Origin of the sequence: Bacillus sp. 7884-1 (assembly GCF_002272245.1) — a bacterium.
GTDB lineage: Bacteria > Bacillota > Bacilli > Bacillales > Cytobacillaceae > Neobacillus.
The window spans coordinates 11,855-35,931 of the sequence record NZ_NPDD01000062.1; the positions used below are offsets into that span (position 1 = coordinate 11,855).

General features: G+C 38.5%; 19 protein-coding genes. 4 read left to right on the top strand and 15 right to left on the bottom strand.

The genetic code is table 11. The features are described from left to right. Nucleotides 1–27: 27 nt before the first annotated feature. The 8 genes from CHI06_RS07980 to CHI06_RS08015 form a co-directional block, all read right to left on the bottom strand. Nucleotides 28–1,377 carry an ABC transporter substrate-binding protein gene (locus CHI06_RS07980; RefSeq protein WP_095247896.1) on the bottom strand — a complete coding sequence of 450 codons (1,350 nt, stop codon included), beginning with the start codon at nucleotides 1,375–1,377 and terminating at the stop codon, nucleotides 28–30. A 211-nt stretch (nucleotides 1,378–1,588) separates the two neighbouring features. Further along, the gene (locus tag CHI06_RS07985; protein WP_095247897.1) at nucleotides 1,589–2,194 is read right to left on the bottom strand and encodes a YesL family protein; all 606 of its coding nucleotides are present in this window, start codon (nucleotides 2,192–2,194) and stop codon (nucleotides 1,589–1,591) included. A 57-nt stretch (nucleotides 2,195–2,251) separates the two neighbouring features. Next, a complete protein-coding gene (locus tag CHI06_RS07990) occupies nucleotides 2,252–5,080 on the bottom strand; it encodes a beta-galactosidase (protein ID WP_095247898.1) in 2,829 nt (942 codons plus the stop codon). A 15-nt stretch (nucleotides 5,081–5,095) separates the two neighbouring features. Further along, nucleotides 5,096–5,998 carry a carbohydrate ABC transporter permease gene (locus CHI06_RS07995; RefSeq protein WP_095247899.1) on the bottom strand — a complete coding sequence of 301 codons (903 nt, stop codon included), beginning with the start codon at nucleotides 5,996–5,998 and terminating at the stop codon, nucleotides 5,096–5,098. Further along, nucleotides 5,985–6,905 (bottom strand): carbohydrate ABC transporter permease, encoded by a 921-nt coding sequence (locus tag CHI06_RS08000; protein WP_095247900.1) that lies wholly within the window; start codon nucleotides 6,903–6,905, stop codon nucleotides 5,985–5,987. The genes CHI06_RS07995 and CHI06_RS08000 overlap by 14 nt, the downstream gene beginning before the upstream one ends. Before the next feature lie 56 nt (nucleotides 6,906–6,961). Further along, complete coding sequence (locus CHI06_RS08005) at nucleotides 6,962–8,257, bottom strand: ABC transporter substrate-binding protein (RefSeq protein ID WP_179292558.1); 1,296 nt, start codon at nucleotides 8,255–8,257, stop codon at nucleotides 6,962–6,964. A 223-nt stretch (nucleotides 8,258–8,480) separates the two neighbouring features. Then, the gene (locus CHI06_RS08010) at nucleotides 8,481–9,893 is read right to left on the bottom strand and encodes a sigma-54 interaction domain-containing protein (protein ID WP_095247902.1); all 1,413 of its coding nucleotides are present in this window, start codon (nucleotides 9,891–9,893) and stop codon (nucleotides 8,481–8,483) included. A 122-nt stretch (nucleotides 9,894–10,015) separates the two neighbouring features. Beyond that, the gene (locus CHI06_RS08015) at nucleotides 10,016–10,792 is read right to left on the bottom strand and encodes a 3-hydroxybutyrate dehydrogenase (RefSeq protein ID WP_095247903.1); all 777 of its coding nucleotides are present in this window, start codon (nucleotides 10,790–10,792) and stop codon (nucleotides 10,016–10,018) included. A gap of 209 nt (nucleotides 10,793–11,001) precedes the next feature. Here CHI06_RS08015 and tnpB point away from each other — a divergent pair, with 209 nt between their 5' ends. Beyond that, the gene (gene tnpB, locus CHI06_RS08020; protein ID WP_095247904.1) at nucleotides 11,002–12,177 is read left to right on the top strand and encodes an IS200/IS605 family element RNA-guided endonuclease TnpB; all 1,176 of its coding nucleotides are present in this window, start codon (nucleotides 11,002–11,004) and stop codon (nucleotides 12,175–12,177) included. 79 nt (nucleotides 12,178–12,256) lie between these two features. Here the strand turns inward: tnpB and CHI06_RS08025 are convergent, their stop codons facing one another. The 6 genes from CHI06_RS08025 to CHI06_RS08050 all read right to left on the bottom strand — a co-directional run bounded on the left by CHI06_RS08025 (nucleotide 12,257) and on the right by CHI06_RS08050 (nucleotide 20,026). Beyond that, a complete protein-coding gene (locus CHI06_RS08025; protein ID WP_095247905.1) occupies nucleotides 12,257–13,693 on the bottom strand; it encodes a GntP family permease in 1,437 nt (478 codons plus the stop codon). Nucleotides 13,694–14,009: 316 nt separating this feature from the next. Further along, on the bottom strand, nucleotides 14,010–14,675 hold the full coding sequence (locus tag CHI06_RS08030; RefSeq protein WP_095247906.1) for a 3-oxoacid CoA-transferase subunit B: 666 nt from the start codon (nucleotides 14,673–14,675) through the stop codon (nucleotides 14,010–14,012). Continuing rightward, a complete protein-coding gene (atoD, locus tag CHI06_RS08035; RefSeq protein WP_095247907.1) occupies nucleotides 14,675–15,334 on the bottom strand; it encodes an acetate CoA-transferase subunit alpha in 660 nt (219 codons plus the stop codon). The genes CHI06_RS08030 and atoD overlap by 1 nt, the downstream gene beginning before the upstream one ends. Nucleotides 15,335–15,468: 134 nt before the next feature. After that, nucleotides 15,469–17,094 carry an ATP-binding protein gene (locus CHI06_RS08040; protein ID WP_095247908.1) on the bottom strand — a complete coding sequence of 542 codons (1,626 nt, stop codon included), beginning with the start codon at nucleotides 17,092–17,094 and terminating at the stop codon, nucleotides 15,469–15,471. Between the two features lie 141 nt (nucleotides 17,095–17,235). Beyond that, nucleotides 17,236–19,344 carry an MMPL family transporter gene (locus CHI06_RS08045; protein WP_095247909.1) on the bottom strand — a complete coding sequence of 703 codons (2,109 nt, stop codon included), beginning with the start codon at nucleotides 19,342–19,344 and terminating at the stop codon, nucleotides 17,236–17,238. A 109-nt stretch (nucleotides 19,345–19,453) separates the two neighbouring features. Continuing rightward, nucleotides 19,454–20,026 (bottom strand): TetR/AcrR family transcriptional regulator, encoded by a 573-nt coding sequence (locus CHI06_RS08050; RefSeq protein WP_095247910.1) that lies wholly within the window; start codon nucleotides 20,024–20,026, stop codon nucleotides 19,454–19,456. 149 nt (nucleotides 20,027–20,175) lie between these two features. On the opposite strand from CHI06_RS08050, the gene CHI06_RS08055 reads away from it, so the two are divergent. The 3 genes from CHI06_RS08055 to CHI06_RS08065 are packed head-to-tail and all read left to right on the top strand — an operon-like array spanning nucleotide 20,176 to nucleotide 22,676. Continuing rightward, nucleotides 20,176–20,898 carry an ABC transporter ATP-binding protein gene (locus CHI06_RS08055; RefSeq protein WP_095247911.1) on the top strand — a complete coding sequence of 241 codons (723 nt, stop codon included), beginning with the start codon at nucleotides 20,176–20,178 and terminating at the stop codon, nucleotides 20,896–20,898. Further along, nucleotides 20,895–21,995 (top strand): ABC transporter permease, encoded by a 1,101-nt coding sequence (locus tag CHI06_RS08060; RefSeq protein ID WP_095247912.1) that lies wholly within the window; start codon nucleotides 20,895–20,897, stop codon nucleotides 21,993–21,995. Before CHI06_RS08055 ends, CHI06_RS08060 begins: the two co-directional genes overlap by 4 nt. Before the next feature lie 33 nt (nucleotides 21,996–22,028). After that, the gene (locus tag CHI06_RS08065) at nucleotides 22,029–22,676 is read left to right on the top strand and encodes a TetR/AcrR family transcriptional regulator (protein ID WP_095247913.1); all 648 of its coding nucleotides are present in this window, start codon (nucleotides 22,029–22,031) and stop codon (nucleotides 22,674–22,676) included. Between the two features lie 55 nt (nucleotides 22,677–22,731). Here CHI06_RS08065 and hflX read toward each other — a convergent pair whose 3' ends face one another. After that, on the bottom strand, nucleotides 22,732–23,997 hold the full coding sequence (hflX, locus tag CHI06_RS08070) for a GTPase HflX (RefSeq protein ID WP_095247914.1): 1,266 nt from the start codon (nucleotides 23,995–23,997) through the stop codon (nucleotides 22,732–22,734). Nucleotides 23,998–24,077 lie beyond the last annotated feature (80 nt).

Below are 24,077 nucleotides of genomic sequence, written 5' to 3' on the forward strand. Positions count from 1 at the left end.
ATAAAAACCCCTCGATAGACAAACCGTTTATTGATTGTTGCTAAGAATTTCATGTACTCTCTGTTGAGCAACCTCAATCGTCCTATCAATATTTTGTTCACCAAAAATTAATTTTTCATATTCTTCGTTTAGCACTTTATAAATTTCGGCCTGATTTGGAACAGGTGAAACAAACTTTGAGGATTTGGCGTTTGTTAAAACATCTATCAGTGATTTTTTATCAATTTTCTCAGGATTTTTTGTTCCATTAAGTATTCTTTCAATGATAATAGAAATATCATGATTACTAACCTTATTCCATGACGGCACGTTTTTACCTTGAATAATTTGACCTTCTGTCGTGTACCATCGGATAAATGTGTATGCTTCTTTCTTATGTTCTGATTTCGCAGCAACCGCCATATAGTCCGTTGTGACTGGAGTATACCCACCCTTATCAGCTTTTTCATTTTTTGGGAAAGGCGCAACTGTAACATTGAAATTTAATGGATTCAGTTCAGTGCCTCCAAGCTCGGCATTTATCCAGCTTCCTATGATGATGGAGCTAGCAGCTTGAGTAAAAAACTGTTCTCGGTAATGAAGCTTATGAGTAAGGACCTCCTCATATGGAACAGCTGAATGGTCCTCTTTTTCCATCTTTACTCTCATTTCAAGTGTCTTCTTAAAGAGGGGATGATCCAAATTAGATTTCCCTCCTTCTGTAGTAAATTCTGAATCTTCATTTTCACTTGCAAGTGCAAGTCTCAGATACTCCAGCCAGCTTCCATTCTGAGGTCCGTGGAAATAGGTTCCGTAATGCCCGTCTCGTGTCATGGCTTTCGCATAGTCCATGAATTCCTCCCAAGTCCAATCCTTGGGGATTGTAAGACCTGCGGCATCCAAATGATCTTTATTTAAAAGAACAAACCAAGGATTAAATTTACCTGGCAACGCATAATATTTACCGTTTATTTGAGTATCCACCTTATATTCTTCTGTAACTTTGTATCCTTCTTCGTTAATAAATTCATCCAGAGGTGCAGCCATACCCATACTTACATTCTGGGAATAACTAGCGGATTCACTGAACATGATTACATCCATTTGTTCCCCGGATGCTGCAGCAAGACCTAATTTCTTGGCTGCTTCCTGCGTGTCTCCTTTTTCACTAAGAATAGCTAATTCTACATCGATATTTGGATATTTTTTTTCAAAAGCTTCAATGGTGTTCTTCCAGTTGTAGGATTCCTCATTTCCATGAGAATGGAACTTTATCGTGACCTTATTGTCTTTTTTCGAATCAGACGCTGCCTTTTTACCGCTTTCTGAACATCCTGTGAATAGGACTGAAAATAGTACGGCAGCTATCAAGAAAGCCCAAATCTTCTTCATCCTCATCCCCCCGGAGATTTAACTCTGAATGAAAACCTTTACAAAATAATCCTCGATTCTACAAATTCTTATAAATTATTATACTATTTTTCAGAAAATTTGACATCTCATTTTGGGGGGGAGTTTGATTTGATAAATATAAAGGAGACTGCCTCAATTAGGTAGCAACTTGCTCCTTATGAACCAATCTCCTCTTCCACCGCTAGATAAACTTTAATCACTGTTTTACTGATAATGCAGCGTGAATAAACTTCTTTTCTGAAAACCAATACGTAATAAAGGCTGTAACACTGAAAAAAAAGAATACTAAGAAAAAGGAAAATCGAAGTGATATAAAAATCAAGCCAATTATGGTCAATAAATTCACCAAAGTTATGAAAGGCTTAAATATTGCTAGCTGAAAAGCATTTTTCACTAATTGTTTAGATGAGTAGTAACCATTAACCATTAAAGGTAATAGATAAAGGACAGATATAAATAGAAAAAAGCTGATTATCACTAAACTAATAAAAAGAATTTCCTTTACACCGATTTGCATCCGACTAATGAGATAGAAATCTGCAAAAATTAACAAAAATAGTCCTGTCACAGCTGGACCGATTATCATACTCTGCTTAAAATTTTCAACAAAAAGAGATTTGTAGGTAGTAAAAACAGGAGGATCATTCTTTTTTACCCATTGTCTAACCACTCCAAAAAGTGCTGCCGCAGCAGGAAAAATGGTGATGATTGGGAGACAACTAACTAAGAATAATAGGTTTAAATAAGAAAAACGATATATCCAGGTGCACACACGATGAACTAAGCCATCTACTTTAAACATTTAGTCCACTTCCTTAACTGTTTTTACTACCACGCTGCATTTTTATTCTACTTTACATTATCTACTTTTCCATTCATCTATCACTGGTAAGAAACGTATCTCTTCTAAAACACCAGGTTCGCCTCGTTCTGTAGACTCTAACAAAATAGCAAATGTATTACCTTCTTTGCGAATCCATGGGCCAGGGATAAAAGTTAATTGATCATTCCCGCCTCTCATTTGAGGTCTCGAAGTACTGGACGGGTTCCATATCCGGCCAATCAATCTACCATTCAAATACAAAGTTAACTTCATATTTGAACCGCTGGATAACACCTTCCAACAGCTTGTTGGATCAATGCCATCAAGATTTCCAAATAACCATGCACTGCTCCCAGAAACTAACTTAACAGGTAAAGATGTTGGGGCTGCTAATGATTTTTCCTTTACAGCTTGGTTCCATAAATCAGCTTCATTTGCAGAAGTTAACTCCCAATCTATCGCTTTTACACCCTCGTAAAGGATTACAGCTCCATTACTTAAGCCATAATAGGTTTCTAGAAATAGAGTAAGCTGTACTTCCTCACCGCCCCTAACCCACGGAGTAAGGTCTATATATGGGGTTAATGGATTCACCCTGCCTGCCTCGTTCCCATTAATAAATACTGTAACAAGAGACTTTACTCCCGGAAGGTGAAGGACCCAAGTGTTAGAATGTGCAGATGGAGAGAAGCTTTTTCTATAATATCCATATGATGGATGATGTTCTGTCATCCAAGAACTCCAGCTAATGAGCGGCCAGCTTTTAGTGTCACAAGATAAAGCTGTGTATAAATGATGCTCATTAGAGGTGCGAACTTCCTTAAAGCGCCAATTACTGTTTAGTTTTAGAATATCGGTCACGGCAACTGCACCCGTTAACCCTTTTTGCCCATTTAGACGAAAAACAGGCAGCCGGGCATCATCAAAGTTGGAATGCCCCCAAATTTCAGAACGAACCAATAACTTCATATCCCTGCTAGATTTTTCAGCCTCGAACGGAATATAATAACTTCCGCCGCCAGGTACAACCGTTCCATGATATTGGTCGTCCGTATAAACAGAACAAATATCACTTGCATCTTGCAGCAGAACTCCTGATACACCTTTAGATTCTGGTGAAGTAAATTTAGCTTTATACCAAGAATATCCTTTGTATATCCCTCTGTTTTCCAACCATTCTGCATGGGAGCCAAGTTGTTGAGAGTTTCCACCTAATTCAGGTGCACCGTTATTTAAAGCCGCAACTGACCATTTGATTTGAGGGATTTCCTTATCTATTGATTGTGTAGTGAACTCATCAAAAATTAATTGTCCATCTACTAGGACTTCCTTTAATCTCAGTGCTTGTTCACGCTGAAGCAATGTAATAGTAAGGATTTGGCCTGTTGTTAAGATGAGTTTAGCAGAGCCTGCAGCACTTCTTTGAGCTGTAAAGGTTATTAAGTCTCCTTCTTGTTTTAACTGGAGATCACCATTCGTTTCACCCTTCACCAGATTTGGAAGAAAAAGTGATAATTCCGACTCCCCTTGCCCGGAGAACACAAAGTTAGTTTGATCGCCATGAGTTTGTGCATCAATCAGTTCAGCAGAAGCAAATTCTAATCTTCCCTGCGGCACACCCCAATGACTTAACGGCGTTTGAGCTAATAATAAGGGGCAGCCCCCCTCTGGAATCGTCAGCTTTGTATGTTCCGGAAAGGTTTTACCTTCTAAATGAATAGCAACAGTTTGCTCTTGGTTACTAACATTAGGTAAGGAATACAAATAACCACCGCCATGCAGCTGCAAGACATTGGGTCCTGTCACCTCATATGAGGAGGCTCCTCTTAACGTAAAGCTGTGATCATTTGTATAAGATGACAGAGCCAATGAATCACCTGCAGCTTGTATCACCCGGCTCATTAATCTGCCTTCATATGCTTCAGGACGTACTTCTCCAGTAGAAGAAATCATTCCTCCAAAGTCATAATCAGAAGTCAATAGCGCGAGCGGATCACCCCAATTATTAGCTGCATTGGTAAACCCAAAATTTGTTCCTGACACCTGTAAGTAAGGTCCTAATAGTTTTGCTCCACCTGCCAATAAACGTCGCAGTAAAAAATGAGATCTATTTGTTTCCGTTACCATTAATGGTACATTTTGTGCGCTTAGGGTATCTACATATGCATGAACCTTAGCCTCAAACTCTGGCTCTCGATCATTTGGATATAAATTACACGCCGGGATAACACCCGTTGAGTTTCCTGTTGCTAAGAATAAATCCCCTTGACCTGCACAGGCAATTAAGGGAACCTCTAAACCTTGAACTACCGCCATGTCCCGAAGAGCTGAAATATACCCCTCAGGGTCTTGGCAGCCATAGAAATCAAGTTCGTTATCAAGCTGAACACAAATGATGGTTCCCTCTTGTCCCAATTCATATTTTTTTAGAATGGGCAAGATCTGATCAAACCATCGATTAACATGTTCTAGAAAAACAGGATCATTATCTCTCAATCTCATATTTGTATCGGAAAATAAGTATGCAGGAAGTGCACCGCCATCCCACTCAGAACATATATATGGCCCTGGACGTGCCACAACAAAGAGTCCTTCTTCTGCTGCCATCTGCAAAAAGGCTTCTACATCCTTCTCTCCTGTAAAGTCCCAATCATTTTGTTCCATTTCATGAAAGTTCCAAGGAAAGTAGACATCTATACAGTTGTACCCAGCCTTTTTTACTTTTAATAGACGATCTTTCCAAAGATCTCTTGGAATGCGAAAATAAAAGAGAGAGGCACAAAGGATAACCGTTGGCTCTCCATTAATTTCAATCCCATTTTTGGATAATTGAATACCTGTTTTTGTTTTATCTTGTACATTCATAGAATCCCTTCTCCTTTACCCTTTTAGGGCTCCACCAAGTTTAATTCCACTCATAAAATACTTCTGACCTACTGCGAAGAGCAAAAGAGTTGGAATTAATGCTATTAACGTTGCGGCAAACATCATACCATAATCTGTAATTCCCTGTTGGCCCGCGTTTAAACTATAGATTCCAAGCTGTAAGGTAAACTTGTCTGGATCATTCAAGTAAATAAGCGGTCCCATGAAATCGTTCCAATTGGCGTTAAATGTCCAAATCATGATCGTGATAATAATTGGTTTACACATTGGGGCGATAATTCTCGTAAGAATTCCAAAGGAACTGCAACCATCCATTTTGGCGGACTCATCCAATTCTTTTGGGATTCCCATAATAAATTGACGTAATAAAAAGATGTTAATCGCAGCTGCAAAAAAGTTGGGAACAATTAGTGGTAAATAGGTGTTAATCCAGCCAAATTCTTTAAACATTAAAAATTGCGGAATCATTGTTACCTGTCCGGGAATCATCATGGTTGCTAATACAAGCAGGAATACCACATTAGCTAGCGGATGACGAAAGCGGGCAAATCCATAAGCGACACAAACGGAGGATAATACTTGTCCGATAATGGCGCTGATGGTAATAATAAGCGTATTTGCTGAATATTGAAACATAGGAAAAATATTTAGAACTCGGGAATAATTATCCCATTTAAACTCAGAAGGAATCCATTGGATTGGAACAGAAAAGATCTCACTTGACGGTTTTAATGAAGCCGAAATGGTCCAAACCAAAGGCAATAACAGCGCAGCTGCAATGACAGTTAGAACCAAATACCGTAAGGACCGCAAAATAATCTTCGGAAGTTTTGACCTCGTACTTGCTTTTTGATTTATATGAACTTGTGAAATGACCTCCGAATTAGTTTGACTCATAGTATACCCACCTCTTTGAGACTACTAGATTAATAACAGTCAATACCATTATCATGATGAACAGAATCCACGCGATTGCAGAAGCGTATCCCATTTTGTAAAAAGTAAAAGCATTGTCAAATAAATTAACCATTAAACTGTCTGTCCATGCTTTTTGATTACCAGGCATAATCTTTGGCTCCATAAATATTTGGAAGGAACCAATAATTCCCATGGTAACTTGAAAGAATATAGCAGGGGTTATCAATGGAAATGAAACACTCCAAAATTTTCTCCATCTTGAGGCTCCATCTATTTCAGCTGCTTCCAGCAGTTCCTTAGGAACACCTGCTAACGCTGGCAGCCAAATCATCATGCTTCCTCCTACACCCCATAGACCTACAAGTATAACTGCTGGTTTAGACCAAAACTCACTCTGAGACCAACCGGGACCCTCAATTCCAAACCATCCAAGTGCTGCATTAATTAATCCAGCATCTCCATTTCCGGTTCCTGGATACAGCAAGTAGCTCCATAACATAAGGACAGCTACTCCGCCGAACACTGCCGGCAGGTAAAAAATAATTCTGAAGGCATTTATTCCTTTAATTTCTTTTGAAAGCAAGATTGATAAGAGCAATCCTAATGTCACGGAGAGTGGAACCCCTACCAACGCATAAAAGATTGTATTACGCAAAGCATTCCAAAAATAAATCTTATCTTCCATTAGTTCTTTATAATTATCAAATCCCACCCATTTAGGAGGAGTGATGATATCCCACTGCATAAAACTTAGAGCTAATGATGAAAAAAATGGGATTGCAGTAAATGCTAGAAAACCAATAATCCAGGGTGAAATATAAATCCAAAAATTTCTCTTTTCATGTTTGGAAATGGAAGAATATACTTGTTTTGTTTTTGCCATCATAGAACCCTCCTAACTTATAGGAGGATAGAAGTAATTACCTCTACCCTCCCCGTTCTTTACTTTGCCTGTTGGGCCTCAGTAAGCATTTTATCTACTTGAGGCTTCATATCTTTTAGTTGTTTTTCAACATCTGCATTTTCTGAAAAAATTGGAGCCAAGTAAGTATCTGCTAGTTTGTTGATTTCGCCCCACTTTGATGTAATTGGCGGTACGAAGGCACCATCTACTGAAGTAACAAGCGCTTGAAGGTTTACTGCATCTCCATGAACTTTAAGGTAAACATCAGAGTTTGCAACTGATTTTAAAGGAGGTACTTCTCCACCTTCTTTGGCCAAAATGGTTTGACCCACTTCACCTGTCCAAAACTTTACAACCTTCCAAGCAGCATCCTTGTGTTCAGATCCTTTTGGAATCGCAAACGCATTAGAGAATAGCGGAGTTGTAAATTTTTCCCCTGTAGGAATAGGAGCAACTTCCCATTTGAAGTCTTTAATGTTTGCAATCGCTGATAATATATGCCACGGACCATCTACTAACATACCAATCTTACCGCTTGTCCATAAATCAACACCTTTTGGTATATCACTAGCAAGAGGAGCAGCTTTATCCTTATAGATTAAATCCTGCATGAATTGAAGTCCCTTTATTGATTCTGGTGAATCCAAATTAAACTTAGTATGGTCTTCTGTCATTAAGCTTCCGCCAAATGATTCAACATAAGCCATGTAGTTTGCCCACCAAGTTCCAACACCTTGAACACCGAAAACTCCATCTTTTTTGTTGGTGATTTTAAGGGCTGCATTATGGAAATCTTCCCATGTCCACTTGTCAGTAGGATAAGGGATACCATTTTTATCAAATAAATCTTTATTATATAACATGATCATAGCACCTAAACGCATTGGCATTGCCATGACTTTATCATCGTATGTGTATGCTTCCATACCTGCGCTGAAATAATCATCCTTAGAAACTCCGTCTTTTTCCATATATGGTGTCAAGTCTTCTAATGTTCCTTTGCCAGCATACGTATTAAATGCTTCTGCTAACTGAACAACGTCATATGAAGATCCGCCAGCCATTGATGTCAGTAATTTCTGATCATATCCATCAGAAGGAATCTGAATTAATTTAACATCAATATCTGGATTCTCTTTATTGAATTCTGTTCGAATGGCTTCCATTCTTTTCTTGTCAAAGTCCCCTCCCCAATACGTAAAGGAAACTGTTTCTTTTTTGTCTCCATCACTACCGGATGAGCCAGAGGTTTTTGCGGAATCACTAGAACAACCTGCTGCAAGTAATGTCGCAGAAAGCGTTAATGCAGTAAGTATTTTCTTTAAACTTTTCATCATTTACCCCCCGAATTTCCTTTTTTTTAAACTACAAAGTAAGTATCGTCTCCATATACCTTTTCCCTTGCCTTCACCTCTCCTCTCTTACCTGTAAGCCTTTTCATAAAAATCTTATCAAATTTACTTGTCCTCACTATAATAATAATTTTACTTGTTATACGAAATTTTTGACCATTCGCACAAAGAAGGGTATCTTCCCAATAGGAAGATACCCTTCTCTTTAATGAATAGAATATATTTTACATTTTTCATAGAATTTAGTTTTCCCTACATCAAGTAACCTTGCTGCTTCCAATTTATTACCATTCGCAATAGAAAGAACATTTAGGATTGCTTGTTTTTCCACTTGTGCAAGTGTTTCCTTCAATGACTGAACAGGCATGTCTGCAACGATTACCGATTCGTCCACGTTTGACACTTTAGGAACACTTATTGTCTCATAATCTCGTAAATATAATGGCAAGTGTGAAATTTCTATTGTATCCCCGTCTAAAACATTGATAGACCTTTCTAAAACATTCTCGAGTTCTCGAATATTCCCTTGCCACTTATGCTGATTGAGTCTCTCTACGACTTCGGCGGAAAGCTTGATACCTCTCCGGTAGAATTTTCTTTCTAGCTTTTCTAATAGTTTAATGGATATTAACTCGATATCCCCTTTACGATCTCTAAGTGGGGGAATTTCAATTTTGATTACATTTAACCGGTAATATAAATCTTGACGAAATGTTCCTTCTTCTACCATTTCCTCTAAATTCCGATGTGTAGCGGCAATGATACGGACATCTACAGAAATTGATTTTTGAGCACCGACAGGCAGTATCTCCCGCTCCTGCAAGACTCTTAATAGCTTACTTTGCATTGCAAGCGGCATATCACCAATTTCATCAAGAAAAATCGTTCCACGATTAGCAATTTGAAATTGTCCTTTCTTCCCGCCTTTTTTGGCACCAGTAAATGCACCCTCATCATAACCAAACAATTCCGATTCCAATAAATGCTCCGGAATAGACGCACAATTTATTGGCACGAAAGGAAAAGAGGCACGCGTGCTATTATTGTGAATGGCAGAAGCAAACAATTCCTTACCCGTACCTGATTCTCCAAGTATTAAAACAGCTGATTGACTGTTAGAAACTCTTTCTGCTAATTTTTTGACAGCAGTGAAAGAAGGACTATTCCCAATTAGGTTACTGAAGTAATATTTGCTTTTAACGTTTTTCTCTGCTTTTGTTTTATAATAATTCACTTCTTCAACGAGATGCTGAATTTTATTCTTGTATAATAACCAATCTTCGGGATTACGAAACATGACAGTTCCAACGGCACCTACTAATTCACCGTCTATAATAAGAGGATAACGGTTGGCAATCATATCACTGCCGTTGATAGGATGAAGGGCTGCCAGTTCTTTTTGTCCGGTTTTGGCGACGATATGCATCCTTGAGTTCTCAATTATATCTTGAACAGGCTTTCCTATAGCTTTTTCAACCGAGGTACCTAGAAAATCGCAATAAGCTGCATTGATATAAAGAATAACGCCTTCCCGATCAACCACAACAATACGTTCACCCGCAAGATTAATAATTTCTTCAATCCAATGATATGGGATTTTTTCCGTTCCTAGTTTCATAGCTTTTCACCCTAGCAGTTTTTGTTTAAGTTAAGTATAACAAAATGTGTAAATATTTACCCAAGACAGAGTTTTCCAACAAAAGAAATCCTGTTCGGGGAACCGAGCAGGATTTCTTTTCGTTATTGTACTGTGTACCCGCCATCAAGAATAACGGCTTGACCAGTGATTCCTCTAGCTTTATCACTTGCCAAGAAGGATGCATAATCGGCAATTTCAGATACTGCTAACAGCCTTTTTTGTGGTACAAGTGTTAGAAGTACATCATCGATTACACGGTCTAGACTAACATTTCTTGTGATTGCCAAGTCTTTAAGCTGATTTCTAACTAAAGGTGTATCCACATAACCTGGACATAGAGCATTAACAGTGATTCCATGCTCTGCGCCCTCTAATGCAGCAACCTTTGTTAAACCAATTACTCCGTGCTTCGCGCTATTATAGGCAGCCTTTCCAGCAAAACCAATCACACCGTTAATCGATGCCATATTGATGACTCTTCCAAAGCCCTGTTCTTTCATGATAGGGAATACATGTTTAATCCCAATAAACGGAGCTGTCAGCATCACTTTTACTAAAAACTCAAATTTTTCAGTAGGGAAGTCCTCGATTGGAGAAACATATTGGAGTCCCGCATTATTTACTAAAATATCGATTCTTCCAAACCTGCTATGTGCAGAGCCTAAAGCATTCTTGAATGCTTCCTCATCCGTAACATCACATGGAGCAGAAAAAGCTTCATATCCTTGTCCTTGCAGTTCTTCTGCAACCATGTCACTCTTTTCTTTATTTAAGTCAGAAATGACCACTTTTGCTCCCTCTTGTGCAAAAGTCGTAGCGATTTCCAAACCTATTCCACTTGCGGAACCAGTAATAAACGCAACTTTTCCTATTAACATATATTGCCCCTCCTAAAATATCTAGTTACTAATCTATATAAGGTTGCTTGATTTTTTCATGCTTCCGACAGAATCCCCCCTTCCTCAAGGATTGAGAAGGACAAAGCCCAATGAAGTAGGGAGGGGATGAATGTCGGTTCGAGATAGCCAAAACTTCACTCATTATGTTACAATAAGAACAAACGTTCCTGTTGAGTGAGGTGAATTATTTGCTTGTAAACAAGGCTTACAAGTTTCGCATTTACCCAAATAAAAGGCAAATAGAGCTGATTAACAAAACCATTGGATGTTCAAGATTTGTATTCAATTTTTTTCTTGGCAAACAAAAAGAAAAAGATGCTTATTGGTATATCGCAGAAGAACTGAAACAGAATGGTCAACTCCCTACGAATAACTGGAAAGGCACATTCTTAAACAAATATGAAACCGTGAAATCACTTCCTGACCTCAAGAAACATTATTCATTTCTGAAGGAAGTCGATAGTATTGCTTTGCAAAAATCAGTGGAAATATTAGCTGATTCCTATGATCGCTATTACAAGAAGCAAAATAAACAACCTAAATTTAAGTCAAGAAAGAATCCAGTGCAATCTTACACAACGAAGTTTACAAACGGAAATATAGCTGTATTAGAAAATTACATTAAACTTCCCAAACTAGGTAACGTCCGTTTTGCAAAAAGTCGTGAGGTCAATGGTCGAATTATCAGTGCTACGATCAGAAGAAATCCCACAGGTAAATATTTTGTCTCGGTAGCAACTGAATCAGAAGTAATAGAATTGCCTAAAACCAATTCAGCCATTGGCATTGATGTCGGTCTAAAAGATTTTGCTATTCTTTCGGATGGAACGATTTACCCAAATCCAAAGTTTTTTCGCTCATTAGAAGAGAAATTAGCCCACGCTCAAAAAGTTATGAGTAGACGAACGATAGGAGGTTCGAACTGGTATAAAGCCAAAAGAAAAGTCTCTCGTATCCATGAAAGGATTACCAATGTAAGAAAAGATTATTTGGACAAGATTTCTTCCGGAATTGTCAAAAACCACGACATTATTGGAATGGAAGACTTGTTAGTATCAAATATGTTAAAGAATCAACATCTTGCGAAAGCCATCAGCGAAGTATCTTGGTCACAGTTCAAAAGCATGATTGAATACAAAGCGAAATGGTATGGTAAACAAGTAGTAACCGTTTCAATAAATTTTGCTAGTAGTCAGCTTTGTTCTTGTTGTGGCTACAAAAACAAAGATGTTAAAAATCTCGGATTACGTGAATGGGAATGCCCTAAATGTCATACCCAACACAATCGAGATATTAACGCAGGAATCAATCTTAAAAATGAAGCCTTAAAGCTTCTAACCGCAGGGATTGCGGGGATCGCCTAATCAATAACTGGTGGATACACCGGTGTTCTTAGGAATCCCCTTCTACAAACAACTCGCAAGAGTGTTAAGGAGAGGTAATTCAAACAAGACCTAAGAAAGTATAGACAGCAATAATGAAGAATACAGCTATTGTTTTGATAATCGTAATCGCAAAAATATCACGGTAGGATTGTTTATGCGTCAAGCCTGTTACAGCTAAAAGTGTAATAACAGCACCATTGTGTGGAAGTGTATCCATACCGCCTGATGCCATCGCAACAACACGGTGCATAACTTCAGGTGGAATATTAGCTGCTGCAATTGCCTTATTGTATTGATCAGCCATGGCTCCTAACGCAATTCCCATACCACCAGATGCCGAACCTGTAACACCTGCAAGAGTACTAGTTGTAACAGCACCATTTACCAGAGGATTTGTGAAAGTAGTAGAAATTCCATCACTTATTTTTGTAAAGCCAGGAAGTGCAGCAATAACACCGCCAAATCCATATTCAGCACCAGTATTCATGGTTGCTAGTAATGAACCGCTAATACTTTGGTTGATTCCCTCTTTAAATTTATTAGATACTCTTTTCCAATCATATAATAGAGAAGAAAGAATACCGACAACTAATGCCATTTCAATAGCCCAGATGGCAGCACTTGCTGTAACGTCGATTGTATATGGTAAACCAATAGCTTTAAAATCAAAACCATTTGGATACCATTGCGGGATAAACGTAATGAAAAGTTTATTGGTAACCCCTACTAGAATAAGTGGGACAAATGCTAAGATTTGTCTTAAAACAGATTGGTTAGAGGTTAAATCAGGAACATGTTCTTCTTTTTCTTCAATTAAGTCTTTTGCTAAAGCTGCGGCATTCTCAGCACCGAAGCCATAATAACCTTCACCAGCTTTTTCTGCCTTTTTCCTTCTCATTTCGAGGTACAATAGGCCAAGCGTTAAAACAAAGATTGCGCCAATGATACCAAGAATTGGTGCTGCATAAATGTCTGTTTTAAAGAAAGCAATCGGAATAACGTTTTGAATTTGTGGCGTTCCTGGTAAAGCATCCATGGTGAATGTAAATGCACCAAGAGCAATTGTACCCGGAATAAGTCTTTTAGGAATATTAGCTTCTCTGAACATTTGAGCAGCAAACGGATAGATAGCAAATACTGCTACAAACAAGCTTACTCCGCTATATGTTAAGATTGCCCCTAGTAAAACAATCGTTAACATGGCCCGTTTTGCACCTAATATACGAACGATGGTCTTCGCAATAGATTCCGCAATTCCTGACATTTCAACGACCTTCCCGAAGATTGCTCCTAGTAAGAAGACTGGGAAGTACGACTTGATGAACCCAACCATTTTTTCCATAAATACCCCAGAGAAAAATGGTAAAACTTGACTTGGATCAATAAATAAAACAGCTAAAATGGCACATAATGGAGCGAATAAAATAACTGAAAAACCGCGGTAGGCGGCGAACATAAGCAGTCCGAGCGCCAGAAGAATAACAATTAAATCCATTTAAATCCCCCTATTTAGTTATTTTGCATGTTTCAAACAAATACCCCTTAGTAAGCGTTTCCATCAAATACTTACATTTATATTACTGCAAGTTCTATGCCAAATGCATTTGATTTCTAAATAGTAGTAATATTCACTATTATTATACTAATTAATTATTAATATCTAGTAGATTACTATTAGATAATTAGGAAACATTCCTGGATGATTTTTCCGGAAACACGGAATATTAATGATTGTTAATTCCGGCATTACGGAAATTTCCGTATTTGCGGAATTTATGGTGCCGCCATTAAGGTTCTAACACTTACTATTCTCAGGAAACTAAGACTAATGATACGGTCGGTCCAATTTTAAAGGATGCTTCCGTTTTTTCCTTTACTGTTTCAAGGTCTACGCCCTCTTGGAGTTCCTCTAGAACAAGCCCTTCTTCTGTTACACGAAAGACAGCTAGTTCCGTCACAATCAGATCCACTACACCTTTTCCTGTCAGAGGCAAGCGGCATTCTTCTAAAATTTTTGAAGAGCCATTCTTCGCTGTATGTTCCATAGCAACAATGACTTTCTTTGCACCTGTCACTAAATCCATCGCACCTCCCATTCCCGGAACCATTTTTCCGGGAACCATCCAGTTCGCTAGGTTTCCCTTCACGTCTGCTTCAAGCCCTCCAAGTACGGTTACATCAACATGTCCTCCGCGAATTAACTCAAATGAGAATACACTGTCAAAGAATGCGCCGCCAGGAAGAATCCCCGATGGCTGTCCACCTGCATTAACCAAATCCGGATCAATATCTCCGTCTAGAGGACCAAGTCCGACATACCCATTTTCAGATTGAAGAATGACATTTACATTGTCAGGGAGGTAATTCGGCACCATCGTCGGTAAGCCGATTCCAAGATTTACTACATCTCCGTCTCTCAGTTCCTTTGCCACTCGAGCAGCGATAATTTGTTTTGGATTCACTAATGTTTGTACCATTATTTTCTACCTCCCTGAACATAAATTTTATCTATGAGGATTCCTGGAGTCATAACCTCATCAGGGTCTATTTCGCCGACCTCTACTAATTTCTCTACTTGAACGATGACATGGTCACAAGCAAGCGCCATGAAAGGGTTGAAGTTACGAGCTGAACGGTGGTATACCAAATTCCCAGATTTGTCTGCTTTATATGCTTTAAGAAGGGCTACTTCAGCACGAAGCGGCTTTTCTAGGAGATATTCACGTCCATCTACAGTCAGCTTTTCCTTGCCTTCTTCGACAACGGTTCCCACACCTGTTGGAGTTAATATTCCACCAAGGCCAGCTCCGCCTGCACGAACACGTTCTGCAAGTGTTCCTTGGGGTACCAGTTCTACCTCCATTTCACCCGCAATCATTTGCCTGCCGGTTTCTGGGTTGGTCCCGATGTGTGAAGCAATAACTTTCTTAACTCTATGGTTTACAATTAAAGGTCCCACACCACTCTCAATGAAAGCGGTGTCATTTGCGATTAATGTAATATCTTTCACGTCTGCTTCAAGCAAGGCGGATACAAGACCCTCTGGTGTACCAACCCCCATAAAGCCACCTGCCATAATACTCATTCCATCTTTAAAAAAAGAAGTAACTTCATCCAAGGAAATAATTTTATTCACCTAACAGCACCTCCTAAAAAATAGGTGAGTTTATTGCTCACACATCCTTAATGTGCAAGACTCGTGCCAAGGAGAAAAGCGGAAGCGCCAAAAAAAGGAGCAACTTCCCAAGACAGGAAGCTGCTCCTCTTTTATTAACTGACCAATGGTAATTTAATTTCAACCAGAGTACCTTGTTGTGCTTTACTTTGGTACGTAATACTTCCATGGTGTTGTTTTATAATTTTATTACAAATCATTAAACCAAGTCCGGTTCCTTTTTCTTTTAAACTATAAAAAGGTTCACCTAAACGAGGGAGAAGTTCTTCTGGTATTCCACAGCCTTCATCCTGAACGGTAAGTACACATTCACCTTCCTCACCTTTTTGTAGATGAATGTGAATGTTTCCTCCTTCAGGCATTGCCTCAATTGCATTCTTTAGAACATTTAAGAATACCTGCTTTAACTGATTTTTCTCCCCCGTAATGAAAAATGGAGATTCCTCCACACATAGATTGAATTGAATATTTTCCAAATGTGCCTGCGGTGAAAGAAGTTCAAGGGTATTCTCTACAAGCTCTCTTATATTCGTCCGATGAAGCTGAACGGCCTGTGGTTTTCCAAGAGTAAGCATTTCACTTGTTATCGTTTCAATACGCGCTAGTTCGCTTAGGAGCAAATCATTTATTTCATCTGCTCCGTTTTCCCATTTATAAAGCTGTACAAAGCCCTTGATGGTTGTGAGGGGATTGCGAATTTCATGGGCAACTCCTGCTGCTAACTCACCGACAATCGATAGCTTTTCAGATTGCAAGAGAATTTCTTCTGCTTGTTTACGCTCTGAAATATCTCGGCTGATGATGACAATATGCTCAATTTCATCATAATCTCCCTTTACTGGCACACACCGAGACTCAAATTCAATCCAATGTCCACTATTGTGGTAAAGGCGAAATTCAATTAATTTCGATTCTTTGCATTCAAACATCCTGGCTATTGTACCTTGAAATAATTCAACATCATCAGGATGAATAAACCTGCATAATTTCACATCTTCTAGTTCACAGCATTTATATCCTAAAACAACTTCATGCGAAGGAGAAAAGTAAGTGAGAGAATGCTCTTTATCCATCACCATAATAAGGTCAGATGTATTTTCAGCGATTAGCCTGTATTTGGATTCGCTCGCTTCTACCATCCTATACATGTCGGACAATCTATTGTTAAGTCTATGCAGCTTAACATACGACTCTATCAATAAGAATCCTAGAATTACTCCTAATATCACAAACAGAATATATTGGATATGAAAAAATGGGTTATCTCTAAATACATTGAAAATTATTGGTACAGTAATAACATAAATGAGGATATAAGAACCAGAAAAAATAATAGACTTCATTAATGGTGTATATCTCTTAGTAAAATAATATATGATAGAAAATCCAATCATCATAGCAGCCCAACCGAAAATGGCAGTGTCCCAGTGACCGCTTGAGTACAATCTTGCAAGCAGCCCGAATGACCCTGTAATAATTCCAGCAAATGGGCCCATGAAGGCAAATATCAGAATAACTGGTGCATAGCGGATATCATAGGAATATCCTTGCTCTTGTATGGACAGCATGATGAGAATAATTGAAACAATTCCTCCATAGACACCTACCCAAAGGTGGATATGTTTTATGGGCTTATGATTAAAAAATGAGCGGATTACTAGAGGAGTACTAACCAAAAGTGAAAAAATTGAAAGATTTACAATATAATCTAATAGAAACAATGAACTCCCACCCAAAAAAATCATACTTTTCACTCTATCATAAACCAGAAGATTCACCATTTCTATATGTTTTTTTTATTTTAAATGGAAGTTAAACCCAGAAAAAGAGCACCAAAGATGGGGATCCTTGGTACTCTGCTTTTATTGAATATCCTTCGCTTCTGCTGGTTTATCTTTTTCAAAGAATATGATTAACGCTGGTAATAAGATTCCCCGGATTAGGAACGTATCTAATAAAATACCGACTGCAACGATAAAGCCAAATACGAACAGTAATTGGATAGGCTGGGTCATCAATACAGCAAATGTAGCTGCAAGTATAATCCCTGCTGAAGATATAACACCCCCAGTGGTTGATACAGCAATTTCAACTGCCTTTTTAACAGAATGTTTTTTTCTTTCTTCTATAAATCTTGAAATTAAAATGATATTGTAATCAATACCAAGTGCCACTAAAAAGACAAACGAATATAGCGGAACACGATTACTGATGGTATCGATATCAAAAAACAAACTGCTTAAGAACATTCCTAAACCAACTGCCGCCAGGAATGAAATTAAAATGGTACCCATCATATAAATCGGCATTTTAAATGATTTGGTCAATACAATTAACATCGCAAAAATCAAGACTGATTCAAGCAAAACAATCACGATAAGATCTCTGTCGTTTGTTGCACGGTCATCCACTTTCTTAGCTGTTTCTCCTGCAAAATGAAGTTCACCCTCAAGATTACTTTCTGCTAACAGCTTATCAGCATTGTCTCTAATCTTTTCCAACGCATCCATGGTTTCCACCGCATATGGGCTTTCCTTAAACGTGAGACTATATTGGACTACCTTTTGATCTGCTGTAGTACCATTCGGACGAACGTTACTGACTAGCTCTTGGTCAGCAAGAGTTTCAAGCAATGCACCTTGCTGCTCAGGGGTAATCTCTTCTTTAGCTTCAAACAATACAGTGGTTGCAGCTAGATCACCTTTTTCAAACTTTTCTTCTAATATTTCATAACCCTGCCTTGACGGCATATCCTTCGGAAACGACTTCATCGTATCGAATTCATACTTCAAATTAAACATGTTAAGTGCTGATCCTAATAGTATGATACCGATAGCGGAGGCTGCAACCACTGGTTTCTTTACAACAAATTTGCCAATTTTACTCCATACGGAACTAGATTTAACACTTTCCTCACCCACTCTTGGGATCTTAGGCCAGAAGGATTTTCTTCCAAACAAAGTAAATAAGGCCGGAACAAGAGTAATCGAAGCCAACATGATAACAAACATCGCTGCTGCGAAAACAGGTGCGAAATTACGATAGTCCCCAAACTGTGCAAAAAACAGAACAAGCATAGCGGCTAAAACGGTTCCTCCTGAGAAGAAAACGGGAGTCCCCGTTTCTCTCATTGCCTGCTTCATCGCCTCAAATTTGCTATCGAATTTTTTCAATTCCTCACGGTAACGTGAGAAGACGAATAGGGAATAATCTATGACCGCTGCAAACAATAGAATCGTCATAATTGAAAAAGTTTGACTACTAATCAGCAATCCAGCCTTTCCCATCAAACCTAGTATCTGATTCACTACCTGGTAGACAAATGCTGCTGCAAACAGCGGAATCAAAGCTAATAATGGAGATCGATAAATCACGATTAATAAGATTAAGATTAATCCTACAGTTGAAAATAATAAAACTAAATCAGCACGGGAAAAGAGATTGAGAGAATCCACCGCAATTCCTGCCGGACCGGTTGAATATAATGTTAGGTCCCTATTTTTCTTAACTATTTTTTCAATTTGCTCTAGTGCCGTCCTTATTTCCTTTGATTCTAAAGAAGATTCGAACGTTATTGGAAGAATCAGCGTACTTTGATCTTTTGAGAAGAAACTTGCAGTCGCCTGAGGCGGCATACTAGGTAAAGGAACATATTCTTTTATTCCTTCTACTTGATCAATATTTTCAAATAGCGGGTTCAAATCGGATAATTCCACTTTATTGTCGTCCGATTGAAAAACTAATATCGCCGGTATTCCTTCATTATTTTTAAAATAGGTATCAACCTTTTCTTGGGCGATAATCGATTTTGCATCGGCGGGTATCGTATCAATACTTGATACCTCGTATTCCTTCGCACTTGGTGCAAGGACAGAAAGCAGTATGGTTATTAAAAGCCAGATTCCAAGCGTTATCCACATTCCCTTTTTTGAGGTAACTCGATCGGTTACCGATTGTAAGAATGAATTCATACTTTTTGAGCTCCTTCATTATAATATAAGTGACACCAATGTAACTTTAAATAAAAAATAACTGACACAATAACAACTTCATTATCTTTCAAAGTTACACTTGTGTCAATTAGCAATTGTTGAACATTCCCTGACGAATGATTTCCTTTATTGATTTTAGCCATTCTTGATGGGGAATCCCAAAATGATTAGGAATGGCAACACTTTGAAGGATAAATCCTACGACAAGACTATCCGGAATATGGGATTTCAGCTTCCCCTCTTCCTTTCCTTTCAGGATAAAACTATTTAAATAGGTGTACATTTCTAAAGGAAGTTTTTCGAGCTTTTCTTTATTTACATTTGAACGCTCCAGCCTTGCTAGAACATGCACTGCCGCTTTAATTAGATGATGTATTTCTGTTTTTGTAAAAATAAAATCCATTAGAAAATCAAATTGCTGTTCGAACCCATTGAGTTTTTCTATTTCTTTAAGTTCAAGAAGAAATTGTTCCATTTCGTAAATCATAAAGTCCGTAATGAGCTCTTCTTTATTTTCATAGTATTTATATAAAGCTGCCCTTGATACTTCCATCCGATCTGCTAAAAGGCTGAAAGTAAAGCCGTCATAGCCATTCTGCAGAAGGAGCTGCTTCGCCTCATGAAATAACTCTACCGTATTAAATTTCCGCTCCCGTGCCAACTCTTCACCCCCGATATACTATGTGAGAATAGTATATCATATTGGTTGAAAATTTTTAGCTGCGTCCATCTGGATACCTATTGACCTAAGGTATTTATTTGTTATAATCGGAGTGAGTAATCACTCATTTTGGAGAGGGTTGATTAAGAATGGCATCAACAATAGTTATAAATGGTGTGAGCAAAAGCTTTGGAAAAAAGTTAGTCCTAAATCAGATTGACTTAACTGTAGAATCAGGAGAAATTTTCGGGTTAATTGGTCCTTCAAGTTCAGGCAAAACAACCTTGGTAAAGATTATCGTGGGCATGGATTCGCCCAGCCAAGGCGATGTCCAAGTATTGAATACGGCTGTTCCTAATTTGAAGCTTTTACAGAGAATCGGCTATATGGCCCAAGCGGACGCCTTATACTCCGATTTAACCGGCGAAGAAAATCTCGCATTCTTTGCCTCCCTTTTTAAACTTAAAAAAGATGTCCAAAAAGAGCGGATTGCTTATGCATCTGATTTAGTGAATCTTCGAGCTGATTTGAAAAAGAAGGTCCAGAACTATTCTGGTGGTATGAAGCGACGGTTATCTCTGGCAGTTGCCTTGATACAGGATCCTGAAATTCTTATTTTAGATGAGCCGACTGTTGGAATAGATCCCGAGTTAAGACAGTCCATTTGGGCTGAGTTGTATCGCTTAAAAAACGAAGGAAAAACGATTTTAGTGACTACCCATGTAATGGATGAAGCAGAGAAATGTGACCGGCTGGCTATGGTGCGAGATGGTGAAATCATCACAAGCGGTTCTCCTGCAGAATTAAAAAATCAGTATGGGATTACCAGTTTAGAAGAGGTATTTTTAAAGGCTGGAGGTAAACAGCTATGAGCATAGTTGCTATGGTTAAAAGGATATTTCACCAAATGTTGCGCGATAAACGTGCGTTAGCTTTGATGATGGTGGCACCCTTATTGATTCTTACCCTACTAAATTATCTACTTGCTGGGAATACCGTCAATCCTAGACTTGGTGTAATCAATGTCGATGATAAATTAGTAGAAAGACTTAAGGATAACGACATTACGGTCCTGCAGGATGTAGTAAATACAAAAGACATCTTAATAGATAAAGACTTAGATGGAATCCTGGAATTTACTGGGGAAGAAATCTCGTTGACACTTACAAATGACCAGCCTAATGCAGCAAAGGCCTTACAAATAAAAGTGCAGCAGGCAATTGCGGCAGAAAAAGCTAAAGAGCAGGCAGCAAATTTGTCTACATTCATGGAAAGTATCCAGAGTAAGCTGCCAGGAGTTCCTATTAAGATGGAGCAGGTAAAAGCACCTGAAGTAAATACTTCCTATATATATGGAAATAAAGATACAATCTTTTTTGATCAGTTAAGCCCGATCCTAGTTGGATTCTTTGTCTTCTTCTTCGTATTCTTAATTTCGGGGATTGCGTTGCTGCGGGAACGAACCACGGGTACGCTTGAACGATTATTAGCAACACCTATTCTAAGAAGAGATATTGTTTTTGGCTATTTACTGGGCTACGGTTTATTCGCGGTGGTGCAAACGATTATTGTTGTTACCTATGCTGTAAAAGTTTTAGATATAACGCTTGTAGGCTCATTCTGGAATGTAGTGCTCATTAATTTAACTCTGGCTTTAGTGGCGTTGTCACTAGGTATTCTTCTATCTGCTTTCGCGAATTCAGAGTTCCAAATGATGCAATTTATTCCGATTGCCATCATTCCACAGGTCTTTTTTGCAGGTATCTTCCCGTTTGAGTCAATGGCTGGCTGGATGCAGGTTCTTGCTAAATGCATGCCGATGTATTATGGCGGCAGTGCCTTAGTAGAGGTTATGTATAAAGGGTCGGGAATAAGTGCAATCGCAGACGAACTTTTGGTGCTGCTAGGCTTCGCCCTTGTATTCATTGTTTTAAATGTTGTAGCATTGAAAAAATATAGAAAGATATAATTTGTTATTTTGTTTTGAAAAAAGGAGTTAACTATGACTGAAGAAGAATTAATGCTGCAGCAGTTATTTGATGAAGATAGATTAACGGATAAGCAAAAGAAAATCATTGTCGCCGCGATTGAAACCTTTTCTGAAAAAGGATATGCCGCATCCTCGACGAGTGAGATTGCCAAAAAGGCGGGAGTAGCCGAAGGAACCATCTTTCGCCATTATAAAACAAAGAAGGAATTGTTGGTTTCTATTGTTGCCCCGCTGATGACAAAATTCATTGCCCCTTTGGTGGTAAAGGACTTTAATAAGGTGCTTGAACGGGAATTTGAAACCGTCGAAGATTTTCTGAAGGCAACAATAGAAAATAGAAGGGATCTTCTCATCCGGATGTTACCTGTAGTGAAAATTATGTTTCAAGAAATTCCCTTCCAGCCAGAATTACGTGAACAATTTTTCGTACTCGTTGCAGAAAATATATTTGAGCGGGTTGAAAAAGTAATCGTAGGCTATCAAGAAAAAGGGCAGCTGATTGATATGCCTCCAAAAAGTATAGCAAGGTTAACGATTACCAATATTCTTGGCTTCTTGTTTTCCCGTTATGTCCTATTTCCCCATTTGGACTGGGACGATGAGCTTGAAATTGAGAGGACCATCCAATTTATCATGCATGGTGTCGGAAAAAAAGAATAGCCGCAAAGGTTGAATAAACCCCTCAATGAAATCGTTCAATGAGGGGTTTTCCTTTTTAAATGACATATTGCTGGTATTTTTCAAAATCATTGCTGTTGCATTCCAGCGATAACAAAGTGCCGTTATATTCATATTTTGTGGAAAGCACATTGGCATTCTCATTAAGATAGGAGATTAATCGCCCATCATCAAAAGGAATAAGCATTTCACAATGAATAGGATTTTTAAAAATTTGATGTGTAATCCTTTCAACTAGTTCTTCCAAGCCATTGTTTTGTTTAGCAGAAAGATAGACCCTATTCCCCTTGACTGCTGGAAATTCCTCTTCAGTCAAATCAACCTTATTAAATGCAAAGATCGTTGGGATATTCTCAATTCCCATTTCTCTTAGCGTTTGATTGGTTACTTCTATCTGTTTTTGAAAATTTGGACTCGAATAATCGACAACATGAATCAATACGTCCGCATTAGCTGCTTCTTCTAGTGTTGAACGAAAGGCTTTAACAAGATGATGTGGAAGCTTATCTACAAATCCAACTGTATCTGATATCAAAAATGGCTGGTTATTTGGAAGTTTTATTTTTCTAACCGATGTATCTAGGGTAGCAAATAACATGTCTTTCTCAAACACCTGTTTATGCAAGGAATGATTAGATCTTTTTAACAGAGCGTTTAAGATGGTTGATTTACCTGCATTTGTGTAGCCGACTAAGGAAACGAGCGGAATACCACTATTCTTACGCTGATTCCGAAGTGTTTCCCTTTTTGTGACAATTCCCTCCAATTCCTTCTTTAAAACTGTAATCTTTTCTTCAATTTTCCTGCGGTCGAGCTCTAATTTTGTTTCGCCAGATCCTCTATTTATTAAGCCAACTCCACCTCCTTGTCGACCTAGTGATTCACGTTGGCCAACGATACGAGGAAGCATGTATTGAAGGTTTGCCATTTCGACCTGAAGCTGGGCCTCTCTCGTTTTAGCACGCTGTGCAAATATATCCAAAATCAACATCGTCCGATCCACGACTTTTCTATTGAGGTCAGCCTCAAGATTACGAATTTGCGAACCCGTTAATTCATCGTTAAAGATGACAATATCCGCATCCAGCTGCTCAAGGAGCTGAATGGCTTCGGTTATTTTCCCTGTGCCGATATAATGAGCCTTATTGAATCGACTTAAACTTTGAGTTAGTTCTCCAACAACTTCTATATGACAGGCGGCAGCTAGATTCTTCAATTCTTGCATTGAATAATGAAAGTCCGGTTGATGATTTATATTCACACCTATTAAAATAGCCTTTTCTCTCATCTTTTCTTCCTCCATTCCTTTTTGGAAGGCTGTGTTAAAGGTTAATGTTGTTATTAGAACGTTGATTTGCGCGGAAGGCGCGAGACTCCTGCAGG